The sequence below is a fragment of the Bifidobacterium italicum genome (genome assembly GCF_002286915.1).
Taxonomy (GTDB): Bacteria; Actinomycetota; Actinomycetes; order Actinomycetales; family Bifidobacteriaceae; genus Bifidobacterium; species Bifidobacterium italicum.
In genome coordinates, this window is record NZ_MVOG01000039.1 from 30,119 (window position 1) to 43,445 (window position 13,327).

The following is a 13,327-nucleotide window of genomic DNA, read 5'->3' on the forward strand; positions in this document are numbered from 1 at the left end:
AAATTGTTTGTGATCGACTGGGGATCATCCCCGCGCTTGCGGGGAGCACAGTGCCCGCGCAATTGGGTGAGAACGTGGGGCGGGATCATCCCCGCGCTTGCGGGGAGCACCAGTCGCCGGCGCTGATGGCCGTCTCGGCGGTGGGATCATCCCCGCGCTTGCGGGGAGCACTCCGCGCGCTGGCGTGTCCACATCGCCCCCGTGGGATCATCCCCGCGCTTGCGGGGAGCACCATCTGCTGGACACTCCGTCCGGCGAGTACGTGGGATCATCCCCGCGCTTGCGGGGAGCACCGGTTGCAATGAAATCGAAACGGCCGCGTTTCGGGATCATCCCCGCGCTTGCGGGGAGCACTCCGACAAGAGCGCGGGCGCGATGGGCTACACGGGATCATCCCCGCGCTTGCGGGGAGCACCAACCTGATTAACGTTTACGGCGTGTCGAGTTGGGATCATCCCCGCGCTTGCGGGGAGCACGTTTGCAGAACAATGAGAGCATGCAATTGTACGGGATCATCCCCGCGCTTGCGGGGAGCACGGTCTGTCCGATGACGCCGCCCAGCGTGGACAGGGATCATCCCCGCGCTTGCGGGGAGCACTACGCCCAGAAGTACGCGATGCCCGATGCCGAGGGATCATCCCCGCGCTTGCGGGGAGCACTACCCGGATAGCACGCGGTCCTGCCGCACGCTGGGATCATCCCCGCGCTTGCGGGGAGCACACGATGTCAACGAGCACGCTGAGCCGTGACCAGGGATCATCCCCCGCGCTTGCGGGGAGCACGTACAAGCCGCAGCTTGTGGACTTCCGCGCGAGGGATCATCCCCGCGCTTGCGGGGAGCACACCACGGCGTTTGCCTCCCCTAGCCGTCTTGCGGGATCATCCCCGCGCTTGCGGGGAGCACCGGCCAAGTGAAGCGACCTTGACCGCGCTTCTGGGATCATCCCCGCGCTTGCGGGGAGCACGCTCATGGTTTTCTTCACGAATTGTTCGTAGAGGGATCATCCCCGCGCTTGCGGGGAGCACACCTACAGCAACATCGAGCAATCGTGGATCGAGGGATCATCCCCGCGCTTGCGGGGAGCACGCTGGACGCCGGTGGCCTTGAAGCGCGTCGCGGGGATCATCCCCGCGCTTGCGGGGAGCACCGTCGGCGAACGACGCCCGGTGTGCGGGGCGTGGGATCATCCCCGCGCTTGCGGGGAGCACACTAAGAAATCCCTGTGTTTCCAACATATCATTGATCAGCGAGAAGCATTTTCGTTCACTTTTCACGGCGCACTTCGCATCTCCTCCTCCGCTGTATCATTCTCCCGGTCTCTTCCCATATCGTCGCGCACGTCGGTATTTCGCAGCATTGCTCCAGCCGCGTCGCGGTTTGCCGGCAAATGTCTCGAGGGACTCCTGCTCATCAGACTCATTAGGATGCTTGATCAGCTGCAGACCGTCACAGTCGACCGGCTGCCAATCCGATCTGAACACGCGAAAATCCATATGCTGTTCGTTGCGCGCAGAGAAGACCATGATGGCTCGTCCATCCTTCAGTGTGTCCACTATGCGTTCCCATAACCGATCACGAACACGAGCAGTGACATGTCCCACGAACACGCCCGGCGCGATTTCCAACAGCCATCTGCTCACATCGCCGCGTAAACCGGTCGGGCAAGCGGTCAACACGATAACTACCATTGCGGCCCTCCCCACTCACTCATCATCGATGACGCCATACGCCTTCCCCGCTTCCACTTCCTGCAGTTTCTCATCCCACAGTCCTACATGATCCCTCGGCTCTTCGTCTTCGCCGTCTTCGCCGCCAACGTCGAGCAGTATGCGGATGTCCTTCACCATCCGATCCAGAATCGAGAAATCATACACCGCATCCCGCATCGCCTTCCTCACTGCGGAACCAATGTCCTCCGGCTCATCCGCCGCGGTTCGAAAAGCAATCGGTATCGATGATTCCGCCTTATACAAATCGGCGACATCATAGACGAACGAACGTTCATGCCCCACATGCACGAACCCCAATCCCGGCGAACATCCCAATGACACAATCGCCGCATGCGCCAACGCATACAAGCATGTGTGCGCGGCCGACAAAGCCTTGTTGATTTCGTTTCCCGCGTCATAATCATCCGGATTGTACGTTCGCTTGTCCCATACGACTCCGGTTTCCTGCGACAATGTGCGGTAGACCTTGCGGATGCGCGCTCCCTCACGGCCACGCAGCTGCTGCATCGTCAGCGCGCTCACGTCCTCCCCCGGGAAGCGCATCTGATACATCTCCCGTGCCACGGCAAGCCTCGACCTCGTGTTGCTGACAAGTCTCGCCTGCTGCTGCAGCAATCTCGATGAATGGGTGAGCGGCTTCCCGAATGCATACGTCCGCACGCCGCGCTCACCTACCCATATGACCGTCGCCCCGTTCTCCCCGATGACGGTCATCGCCTGATGCGTCACATTCGTCCCCGGACCGAGCATGAGCACGCTGAGCGACGCCGCAGGCACGAAGACCGTCCCCGTACGATCCGTAACGGTGATCGCGTTGTCTTTCCGATTGATCACGCAGTGCTCGAAGTACGCGAATGATATTCGGTCCTCGAAGCGAACGAGCTCACCGAGTTCGGGTGCTTTGGCACCCTTTCCTGGCCTTCCTGCATTCCGAGAGCGGAGCTTTGCCCCCGAACCCGATGAGACCTCATTCATGCGAGACACTCCTCTCTTGCTATTCCTCTGCCGCCGATACGATCATCGGCGCTATCGTCATCAGACCGCAGCCGAAGCCTTTTGCCGGGCCGATTCCGTGACACAGCGCATGGCGGAACCGGTCTGCGTCCGTGATTCGCAGACAACCATCGAACACTGCCGTCGACAGCGTGACTTTGGAGCCACCCCGATTGAACTGTTCGCGTTTGCGTTGCGTCACTCGCAGCGCAGGTCCGCTCTCCTCCTCCAACACTTCGAATCCGTTGGCTTCGGCGCGGCGCAACAACCAATCGATTTGTTGGCTGACCGTCACATATCCCTGTCGTTTCCCGATGATCTGTTCAGGCGTCCTTCGGCTGTGTTCCGCGCGATCATGGGCGGCTTTGCGCACCGGATTCGCACGCAGACGGAAATTCCATTGCTGTCCAACGGTAAGTCGGTCAAGCAGCTTGGAGTACTCCCGTGTTTCCCATTTGCATCGGCTGGGCCATCCCGCCTGTTCGACGAGATGCGTGAAATCAGGCGTCTCGGGACTAACCACGTACAGCACCGTACTATGACTCTGCTCGTTATGGTCGATGCGCCACAGCACACGTCCCCACTCGTCGTTTCTGACCGCATCCGGCGGGAACGCATGTTCTACGGCCGCATGCATGCGGTACGGCGAGGCGATGAGCTGCTTCGCCTCGAACCGCGCCAGATTCAACTGCATTCGTGATAGGTACATATCCTTCTCCTTTAGAAGAACATCGGATCATGCGCGTCCAACACATCCGCGTCAACGTCATGCATTGCGGCACTTGGATTATCGATGTAGTACCGATGCACAGGACGTCCGCTGTATTCACGATGACGCTGGCTGAAGGTCACCGGCAGATCATTCTGCACGTCGCCGGACTCTCCGGCAAGCGCATCACGCACGATTTCCAATCGCTCGCCGAAGTGGCTTCTGCGATACCAATCGGATGCCTGCCATGGATGCCGTTCGAGCGCATCTTCAATGCTCTCGTATTCATCGTGCACGCCAAGGTTGAATGGGTATGCGGGCGGGCACGACCGGCGTCCGAGATACAACGGCCAGCGGGGATGCCGCAGCGCATCGTCGAGCGCATCCAATGTGTCCCTCGGCGCACCGACCGCCACCAGAAACATCGCATCGGCAAGATAGAACCGATTCGTCACCGGTAGCACCTTCGCGAAGCTTGTCGAGTTGCGTTTGCGATCGAGGGACTTCTCGGTCTGATAATCCCTCATGACGAGTCCTTTTTGCTCGATGCGCACGCCGAAGGACAGTTGGAGCAGATCCTCGATCGGATCTTCCCTTGTCCGTCCCTGAGCGCTGGCCAGCAACCCTATTACCGCGCTTTTCGTAGGTTCCGTTCGCGTCTCGCGCCGGTTGAATCGCGAGGCGTCGCCCCATGATTGCATCGGCCCCGCGAGGCGAAGCAACAACACTCCAGAGCTCATGGCAATCTCATCCTTCAAACATCTCGGTGAGATACCGCTCAAGGCGATCATGGAGTTCTGGAAGCGTGACAGCCTCCCCCAGATCGCCGACCTTGTCCGCAAGATCACCGACTCCCATGACCCAGCTGCGTTCCGGCGTTTCCCCATAGGTGTCCTGCAGGTCACGCAGATGGGCGCCCAGCCTGACGGCCGCCTGTTCGGTAATCGAGGCATCGTCCTTCGGATACACAGGCTTTTCAAAAGCGTTGACGGCGTTGATCGGCTGGTCGTCACGGATCATCGCCACGCATACGCTCGGCAACGTCCGGTTCGCGAATGTGTTCTGCTTACCTGTGGGCATTGAGCGAACGAATGCCTCGACGAATGCAACGATGCCCTGCACCGCCGCAGCATCGTCCCCCAGCTGCTTGCGCAGCGAGTCGATGTTGACGTTGGCGTAGCGGTACAGCGTCGACGAGTTGAACCCCACCGTATCAAGCATCGCCGCGCCCGCGTTATCTTTCGACGCGCAATCGTCGATTGCCGTGTAATAGTCGTATTCCGGAGTGATCTGATCCACCGAGATCGCATGCGCGACCTGCGAGGACGCATCGGTGTTCAGTGCCGGCGCATCGGCGAGCATACGGCCGAACAAGGCGATGTCGATGGCCTGCTTGCCATAGAACGCCGCTTGCGATTCAGCCTTCATCTCCTTCGTGGGTTTACCGATCGGCTGCCCGTCGTCCGCCCACTGTATTGCGAGATCGGCGAGCGCCTGAATTTCCGAATGGGCGATGAAAATGAGGTAGCTCGTCGCATCACGTCCCGCGTCCGCGCCGCTACGCTTGGATTCCTTGATTTCCACACCGATGGAGCCCAGCACGGCCTTTGCGAGCGTTGCCGCATCGGATGCCAGATCGGGGCGTTTCTCGCCGATAGCCTCTGCGATAAGCGATGCGGCCATCTTGGTGCGTACGCCGAGTTCATCCGACTTGAGCATCGTGGGGAACATCTCGCGCATCGCGCGCTTCCAGGACTGGCTGGAGACGCGTGCGCGCAGCTTGCCGCCGTAGTGGCCCACCTTCGGATTGCCGGTGTCATCGCGGTTGATATTGCTTGCAGGCACGTTCTGAATGATGTGCACATCGAGATAGGACATGGTGATTAATTCCTCTTTTCTTGATTATTTGATTGTTATCTATTGTTTGACTGTGTTATTTACTTGTGTTGCGCGTGGATGCTGGCCGATAGTAGAAATCGCAGCTCCAGCGTTGGAACACCTGATTGGCGTATTCGGGGAACTGCAGCAGATACAGATCCTGCGCAAAACGCCGATAGTCGAGGCTGATGTCGCGGCCGGACGCGCGCATGAGCATGATGAGCGCTCTGAGGAACCACACGATGCCTTCGAAGGTCGGCGCGCTTTCCGCCGCGCTGAGACGTCGCACGACGCCTTTGGCCGCGTCGTCGTTCATGCCGCTATCGGGGTCCGTCACGATTTGCCTGCATGCGGCGCCGAACGAGATGGAGCGCGTTTCCAGCGTATCGACCTGCGCGACCGCGGTCGTCTTCGATTGCTGGTGCAACGCGTACAGCCCCAACGCCGTACTTACGGCCGCGACCGCGCGCGGGTTGCGATCGGGATCGCCCAACGATTCAGTCGGCCAGTCGCCGTACAAATCATTGCCGATGTCCATCCAATTTGTCCCCCTGCCGTCGATATCGGCACGCAGCCGCGCCAATGTCGCTTTCGCGGCAGGGTTTTCCGCGAGGACGCCCCGTTGCAGCGGCATGATTTTCCCGTTGACGTAGCGACCGATTGCGGCGACCATGTCACTGGCCATTGTCGTCTCCTTCCAGTTTGTTGTCGTCCGATACCGTTTCGGGAACGGCGATGGCGCCAAGGATGCCGTTCAGCGCTCCCCTGAGTTCGAGGAGGGCCCTGCCTGACGTCATAGGGCTGTCTTTGCCGCCTCTGTTGTCCGGTATGTGCACTCCGAAAGCCTGCACCGGCGATTGGTCAAGATATCGCTGCGCCATCGCCAGCAATGACCGGTGCACATCATCCTGCCACCGTTTTCCATAGAGTTCCGCATCCCGGTCCTCGGTGAACCGTGCGATGCGGTCACGGAACATCGCGTCCATCTGGGCGTAGGCCATTTCGACCACATCATCTCGGGCCGCTTGGGAGTTCGTACATTGACCGGACGCGATATGCAGATTCCTCACGAAATCGGCAAGCGCCCTGACGGATTCCTCTGTTTTATCGATGACTTCGAGCAGCACTTTCACACCGTCGTAGTCATGGCGGAACATCACCGAGTCAATCCGCAGGGAATCATCGACGCTTGCATCGAATATCGAACTCTGCGTGCCATAGGTCATGCCTTGGGCGTGCAAGGTCACCCGTCCCAGCAAATGCTCATCGGAACGCCAACCCGCATACCGCTGCATCTCCTCAAGCCAGCCGATAACGCCGGGACGCAATTCACGGTGCCGTCCTCCGGACGCCTGCAGCACCGGGGCCAATCCCCGCCACAAGTTCCTGCTCGCAATATGGGTCCGAGGCATCATCGGTTCGTTGCCGTCGTTACGTCCCAGCTTCTTCCCCTGGTTCGCGCTCAGATACCATGCGGTCATCTGCTCGCTCCTGTTGTTGTCATAGGCGCGCACGATATCGCCGTAGCAGACCACGCATCCTGTGACGCGACCGTGCTCCTCGTCAACGACGAGTCGTACGCGACGCGCCTGCAGCGTCAAGGCATCGACTACGCCGTGGAAAGACCCCTGCAGCACCATGTCGGTCGTCGGCGCATCGTCCTTTTGCCAAGGTGCCTCATCGCCGTCCCTGCCCAGCAGCACATCCGCGTCGTCGCCAGTCGACGGATCATACAGCACCCAGTTGAGCACGAGAGTCTGGAAGAGGTTGTCCCCTTCCACGAAGATGCCGCCGATGGCTCCGAGCCATCCGGTGCCTACGGCTCCTTTCGGTGCGTAGACCTTGCTGTTCGTCACATGCGTGTTGCCCACGACCGGCGATTTGATGCCCGCCGTGTCGTACGCTTGCACAAACGCCAGCCAGCGCGCCGCTTCGGCGAACGACACGGAAGCGACGCCGCTGCCCGACCTCATCGAGAACAGCGTGCGATCGGCCTTCGGCACATCGGCGATGATCGCCGCGAGCGGATCGACATCCTTCGCCGTGTACTGCAAATCAGGCGTCTGGAAGAACGGCCTGCGTTCGTCAAGCAGATCGAAACGGTCTTCATATCGGGACAGATAGGCATCAATACGCGCCATGTCGAATCCGTCGCTCTCCCATACTTCCATCCACAGCTCGCACATCTCGTCGCAGTCTCCCCGACGATCCGCATACGCGCCGTACAGCACCACCAAGGCGATGCGCAGCATCGGCATGACCTGCTGCGGAATATCGCCGGTGATACCTCGGATGGTCGTAGCTTGCGCGAACAACTCGCGCAATGACAGTTCGATTGGTTCACCGTCGGCGGCCACGCATGGAATCCAAGGTTCTCGGATCAAATTGAAATGGCACACAACTTCTCCTTTCTTGTTTCATCGAATTGTTTCCTCATTGAGATTTATCGTCTCTCGATATGACGCTCAGCCCCTCCCTCCTTGAATAGACGACGTTCCATTGATTGATGCAAGCCGAATACGACACATCCTCGGCGAGCGCTTCATCGGATGCCCCATCCTGTGTCAACACAAGCGCAAGACGTCCGGCAAGCCACGGGGATTCCTGCCATTGCGCGACGATGTCCTCGCATTGCTTCTCCAACGCGTCGATCAACGCATCAATGTCCCATTGTCGGCACATTTTCGCCGGCAAGCGTACCGAGGAGCGACTTACCGTTTTCGCGAGCGCGGCTCTAGGCGTCGATTGGATCGGTATGGATGCGCCTTGGTCGACGCCATGCGCCGCGTCACCGATCCAAGGCAGCAAGTGGATGACGTCCCCCTGTCGGCACACCAGCATGACTTCGATGGTCTCCTGGGTGTCGCGTACGGCCCGGTTGCCCGCGTCGTCGCTGAGCGAATGCGCATCGTCTATCTTCATGTCGAAGAAATCGAGCAGCGACGCGCGTCTGCCACGCATCGCGCTCAACGACTTCATCAGATAGGCCTGTGCTCGTTCCCTTTGATCGGACTCCTTATGGTCGCGTTCGACGGCCAGCTCATCGTAGGTATCGACCCACCGCTCCGGAATAAGCCCTCGCATCGAATCGGAATCGTAGGCGGTACGCACGGTGCGCACGATGTCCTCCGGCAGATGCGCGACGCAGCTCGTTCCCGCTCTTGTCAATCCCAACACGGCGAGCGCATCCATCAACGACGCGCCTTCGTATACCCGATCGACGTTGCGCGCGAAAGAGGGACCGTCCGACGTCCATTCCTCGATGCCACGCACATAGCAGACCGCCTGGCGCATCCGTTCGGGACGGTCGCATTGGCCGTCGCCACGCATATGTCGATGCACGCGTCCTATGCGCTGCATCAATAGATCGATTGGCGCGATGTCGCTGACCATGACATCGAAGTCGATGTCCAGTGATTGTTCGAGCACCTGCGTGCCGACGACGATCAACCGTTTCGGACGTTTGCCGTTCGCTTTCGTCGCCCGAGGTCCCAGCAGTCGGCGCAGGCGTTCCTCATTGTCCATCCGGTCCTCGTCGACGAACCTCGAATGGGTGAGGATGACGTCATCCGCGCCGAAACGGGTGCACGCGCATCTCGCGAGCGCCTGCGCCCTGTCCACGGTGTCGCAGACCACGCCCGCACATCCGCCATCAACGAGCAAACGGTCGAGCAATGCCATGATGGATTCGTCGTCATCGTCGACGAGGCGGAACTCCATATCGACTCGCCGCGCCGACGGATGCACGTCCTTATGACGGACCGTGCCGGAATCGGTATAGGTGATCAGCGGATAGGACTCATCGACGACGCTCTCCCCCATATTGTCGTCGTCCATGACGGTGGTACGAGCAGCACCGTCACGCCCCTGCATATAGGCATCGACGAAGGAATCGCGAATGGCGCGCGGCAACGTCGCCGACAGCATGACGACCGGCACATGGAAGCCGCCCAGCCATTCGAGCACACGCTTGAGGTATTCCCGCATGTACGAGTCATAGGCGTGGCATTCGTCGATGACGACGACCTTGTTCGCGAGCGCCAACTGCCTGAGCATCACATGCTTGACGCGGAGCGCGCCCATCAGCACCTGATCCACCGTGCATACGAGGAAGTTCGCAAGGACTCCCTTTTTGCGCCCTTGCAGCCATTCGGACACCACCGTCTCCGCTGCGACGCGCTCCTCGAATCCGTTGCCGCCGTCACCGTCGTCGATGGAGGACAGGCGCATGCTCGACGTGCGGATGATGTCGGAGAATTCGTCATTGAGCTGCGCTTTGCCGTGTGAGAGCCAGATGTTCTTTTCGGTCTCTCCCCGCTCCTGCGGGAGCGCGTCGAGCCATGCACGCACGCGGCCGAACATCGCGTCGGTCGTCGCCATCGTCGGCAGCGCGACGCATACGCCGCCTCTGCCGGTACGCACTCCCAGAATTTCGGCGGCGGCGAGCGCGGCTTCGGTCTTGCCTTCACCCATCGGAGCTTCGATGATGAACAGACAGGGGTCCTTTGTTTCCGCGCACAGGCGGACGATGTCCCGCTGGACGGGTCGCGGATGCGCACCTTCCGGAAGACGGAAACGCGCTGCGTAGAACGCGTTGGCATCGGCGGCGTCCCGCAGCGTACTCCCGTCGCTCGTCCATGCTGACGGCAGATGCACCTGGCGCCATCCGCGCTCGGCACGCCGGATCAGTCCCCCTTCCGTGGTGATGTCCGTTTGGGCGCTCCCCTCAGAAGGCAGCACGGGAACCAACGGGAATAGATCGTCATCGCTGTTGCTGGCGATCCAATCGGCCATGATGACAATCGCGGTGATCAGCACCTGCGACTGCGCACTGAGCGGATGGCGTCCAAGCCATGCGAACAACGCATCGTCGATGCCGGCGATATCGGCGACATAAGCGATGAGCTCATGCTGCACGTCGGACCATGCGGCGTCGTCCGCGCCGATGCGGCGTCTGGTGATGCCGCTGCAACGCGCATCCTGAAGCGCATGGTGCGTCAACGGTTTGCCGTGGTGCGAACCCACGACGCCTGCGTATCCTTCGCTTACGCGCGCCTTCCAATGATGACGGGTGGCCAGATAGCGATCCAAGAGGAATGCGCCGGCTTCGGGATGCGTCGGCGTGGCATGATCAGTTATCACCGGAATCGCAAGTCCCGCCTCCTGCGCAATCCACGACATCGATGCCCCATCGCCGTAGCGAATCGGCTTGTCCTGAAATACGGGCGTCGCTTTGCCTAGGTCATGAACGCCGACGAGAAACATGACGACCTTCTTCGCGACATCCTCATGCCCTTCCACGTCACATGCGATGATCTCGCGCGTTCCCTCAGGAAGCCAATCATCCCAGATATGTGCGGCTACGCGCGCCGAATCCGACATGTGCACGTAGAGCGGCAGCCATTCCTCTCCGTCGCCTCGGTCCGTTTTCCCCCAGACGGAGCACGCCGCTTGCGAAAGCCGCATGCCGGCTGCCCTTGAATGATGTCCTTCTCTCATCGTCCCCACCCCTTTTTGTTGTCATCGCCTATGATGGTCACCAAGCATAGGCGATAAATACCGAGTAGATTGAAACCATCTCATAATGTGGACAATATATGCGCTATACGTTTTAGGTTCTTACTAAGTCACGAGACACAAGCATCCACATTTCTGGTACGCTCATTCATGTCCGCATCTTTCCCCTCCAACCCAATCGCCTCAGGGGATGATCCACTAAAGCGGATTGCGCGACAGTGTTCCCCGCAAACGCGGGGTTTCTCTTCAATCTGGCCAAGCCAGTACGTGCACATGAGTGTGTACCAACCACCACATGCTCGCACGGTACCGGTCATCAAAACAGCGGCTCAATCGCTTCATTGACCTTGCGGAGGCAAACCATAAGTCGGTCGAACGCAGACGGCGCAAGCATCGGCGACAGTGATTCCGCTTGCGTCAGCACATGAGCAGCCATGACTCGAGCGCACAGCACCACCCGATCCTCATCCAAATGATGTCGGCGAGCCAGATCAGCCCATTGCCCCGGCGTCACCCATTCGGCAAACGGCGCGTCCTCATCCATCGGCATCGCGTATTCCTGCACGAACTCAGGCCAGAATCGCGTAGCCACCGCGTCGTACACCGGAGCCAACCGCACGGCATCGTCGTCCAGCATCAGTGAATAGTTCTTCGCATGGGCGTCGCTATTTGCGCTCGAAACGTTAAACGCATACCGCTCAAGCCATGCATATGACAGCTCATCACTCGCATCCACACGATGCAGCAGCTCAAGAACATCATCGACGCCTACATCATATTTCAGGCGTCCCGGCCGTCCCATAGCCTGCAGCAGATCCTCCTGACGCAAACGGGTGATACGCCCGTTGCTCACTGCACGATCGAAACGTTCCACGATATACGCGTCATGCCCACGTACCGACAACACCCCGCATGCAGGCACTGGGAGACCACACAACTGGGCCAATTGCATCGTCGCGAGTTCGATATCACGCAAATCGCGCAGATTCTGTGGCTGCGGTTTGACGATATGCGTCGAAGGCACGGCGGAATTTGGCCAATACCATTCGTCTTGAATCCGGGCCAGCGAAAACTTGCCCTGTGCCCCGGCCAGAGAGAATCGCTCATGCACCCCTTCCTCGTTCCACCACGAATGAGGCCGTCGTTCTATCAGAGCAATCTGATCAGCCAACATGTTCTCTTCAGCAGGCTCAATCATTTGCGCGGAAACATCTTCGTCTTCGTATCGGGTGAACACAAGACCGCCGGTGGAATCCACGCCATCCAACAAATCGAACACGTCGGTCGACGCCGCCCCCAGACGATGCATCATGGCATAACGAGCGGTTTCCTCATCGGGAAGCAGATTGTCCAGAAACGCCTCCGGTGCACCTGTGCTCCAGCTACCGTCCAACGGCAGGCTCACACTAATCGGCACATCGGTATCGGAATCATACTGGAACACCACTCGGCCGCCATCATCGCGAGAGAACACGCCCACATGACGGCGGTCGCTCATCCACACATGCAGGATATCGGTCATAGTGACATCGCCACCATCTCGATCGGGTATTCATGCACATGAATGCCCAACACAGCGAACACGCGGCGCGCATCACGCAGGTTCGCCAACCCATGCTCATACAATGAGCGCACTACCCGTACGTTGACATGCGCTTCCTCGGCCACCTGCTCCTCATCCAAACGGCGGCTATCGATTATCTCACGCACGCGACATGCTACGGCCTGCGGAGTCGGCAGATAATCTACCTGAGCCACCGATGAACGAGGCAGATCGTCATACGCCGTTACAGCGTCATACCGGCTCAGGTCCAACGTCGTATGCATCGTCTGCTTCCTTCCTCAGCCCGATCGAGCACATTATCCGCTACAATCCTATCTCATGACATGCGTCGTGTACGGTATCGAACCTCTACCCATTGGTTAGCTCTACATCATTGGAATCCCCTCCGTCAGCGTCAGATGCATCTCCTTGCGAATTCTGTTTTAGATTCTTCCGACCACTTTATTTCTTATTCACCTTGGTCGTGATAGCTTTACCAGAAATTAGCTTCTTCCCTTCCTGATAGACTTGCGAACAGGTCGGCATCGCCCAGGCTCAAGCTGGAAATTAGCTTCTTCCCTTCCTGATAGACTTGAAGCACTCCGCCATTGGATAATGACGAAGCTGGAAATTAGCTTCTTCCCTTCCTGATAGACTTGCATAACCGGACTAGCGCACTCAGGCGACGCTGGAAATTAGCTTCTTCCCTTCCTGATAGACTTGAGCTCACCGACGCCATCAAAACCGCGAAGCTGGAAATTAGCTTCTTCCCTTCCTGATAGACTTGACCAAGGTCGAAGCCAAGCTCGAAAAGCGCTGGAAATTAGCTTCTTCCCTTCCTGATAGACTTGCCTTCACAAATGGGGCGATCCACTTACGGCTGGAAATTAGCTTCTTCCCTTCCTGATAGACTTGATAGCCGCTCAGGAAGGGGAGAATTTCAACATTTCCTAGGA

General features: G+C 59.1%; 10 protein-coding genes and 3 CRISPR repeat arrays (1 of these 13 only partly in view). All 10 genes read right to left on the reverse strand.

The features are described from left to right. Positions 1 to 721: direct repeats of the CRISPR family, unit length 29 nt; unit sequence GGGATCATCCCCGCGCTTGCGGGGAGCAC (it extends 773 nt beyond the left edge of the window). A 93-nt stretch (positions 722 to 814) separates the two neighbouring features. After that, positions 815 to 1,209: direct repeats of the CRISPR family, unit length 29 nt; unit sequence GGGATCATCCCCGCGCTTGCGGGGAGCAC. Positions 1,210 to 1,305: 96 nt separating this feature from the next. The 10 genes from cas2e to B1400_RS08400 all read right to left on the reverse strand — a co-directional run bounded on the left by cas2e (position 1,306) and on the right by B1400_RS08400 (position 12,655). Continuing rightward, on the reverse strand, positions 1,306 to 1,689 hold the full coding sequence (gene cas2e, locus B1400_RS08355) for a type I-E CRISPR-associated endoribonuclease Cas2e (RefSeq protein ID WP_081664144.1): 384 nt from the start codon (positions 1,687 to 1,689) through the stop codon (positions 1,306 to 1,308). 15 nt (positions 1,690 to 1,704) lie between these two features. Then, the gene (cas1e, locus tag B1400_RS08360; RefSeq protein ID WP_095613948.1) at positions 1,705 to 2,706 is read right to left on the reverse strand and encodes a type I-E CRISPR-associated endonuclease Cas1e; all 1,002 of its coding nucleotides are present in this window, start codon (positions 2,704 to 2,706) and stop codon (positions 1,705 to 1,707) included. A gap of 19 nt (positions 2,707 to 2,725) precedes the next feature. Beyond that, the gene (gene cas6e / locus B1400_RS08365; protein ID WP_095613949.1) at positions 2,726 to 3,433 is read right to left on the reverse strand and encodes a type I-E CRISPR-associated protein Cas6/Cse3/CasE; all 708 of its coding nucleotides are present in this window, start codon (positions 3,431 to 3,433) and stop codon (positions 2,726 to 2,728) included. An 11-nt stretch (positions 3,434 to 3,444) separates the two neighbouring features. Beyond that, the gene (gene cas5e / locus B1400_RS08370; protein ID WP_095613950.1) at positions 3,445 to 4,173 is read right to left on the reverse strand and encodes a type I-E CRISPR-associated protein Cas5/CasD; all 729 of its coding nucleotides are present in this window, start codon (positions 4,171 to 4,173) and stop codon (positions 3,445 to 3,447) included. Positions 4,174 to 4,180: 7 nt separating this feature from the next. Then, positions 4,181 to 5,311 carry a type I-E CRISPR-associated protein Cas7/Cse4/CasC gene (gene cas7e / locus B1400_RS08375; RefSeq protein ID WP_095613951.1) on the reverse strand — a complete coding sequence of 377 codons (1,131 nt, stop codon included), beginning with the start codon at positions 5,309 to 5,311 and terminating at the stop codon, positions 4,181 to 4,183. A 55-nt stretch (positions 5,312 to 5,366) separates the two neighbouring features. Then, positions 5,367 to 5,996 carry a type I-E CRISPR-associated protein Cse2/CasB gene (casB, locus tag B1400_RS08380; RefSeq protein WP_095613952.1) on the reverse strand — a complete coding sequence of 210 codons (630 nt, stop codon included), beginning with the start codon at positions 5,994 to 5,996 and terminating at the stop codon, positions 5,367 to 5,369. Next, positions 5,986 to 7,710 (reverse strand): type I-E CRISPR-associated protein Cse1/CasA, encoded by a 1,725-nt coding sequence (gene casA / locus B1400_RS08385; protein ID WP_095613953.1) that lies wholly within the window; start codon positions 7,708 to 7,710, stop codon positions 5,986 to 5,988. The genes casB and casA overlap by 11 nt, the downstream gene beginning before the upstream one ends. 34 nt (positions 7,711 to 7,744) lie before the next feature. Further along, on the reverse strand, positions 7,745 to 10,810 hold the full coding sequence (gene cas3 / locus B1400_RS08390) for a CRISPR-associated helicase Cas3' (RefSeq protein ID WP_157909660.1): 3,066 nt from the start codon (positions 10,808 to 10,810) through the stop codon (positions 7,745 to 7,747). A 334-nt stretch (positions 10,811 to 11,144) separates the two neighbouring features. After that, positions 11,145 to 12,350, reverse strand: a complete 1,206-nt coding sequence (locus B1400_RS08395; protein ID WP_095613954.1) for a HipA domain-containing protein — start codon at positions 12,348 to 12,350, stop codon at positions 11,145 to 11,147. Further along, the gene (locus B1400_RS08400) at positions 12,347 to 12,655 is read right to left on the reverse strand and encodes a hypothetical protein (RefSeq protein WP_095613955.1); all 309 of its coding nucleotides are present in this window, start codon (positions 12,653 to 12,655) and stop codon (positions 12,347 to 12,349) included. Before B1400_RS08400 ends, B1400_RS08395 begins: the two co-directional genes overlap by 4 nt. A gap of 211 nt (positions 12,656 to 12,866) precedes the next feature. After that, a CRISPR array of direct repeats spans positions 12,867 to 13,286; the repeat unit is 36 nt; unit sequence GCTGGAAATTAGCTTCTTCCCTTCCTGATAGACTTG. Positions 13,287 to 13,327 lie beyond the last annotated feature (41 nt).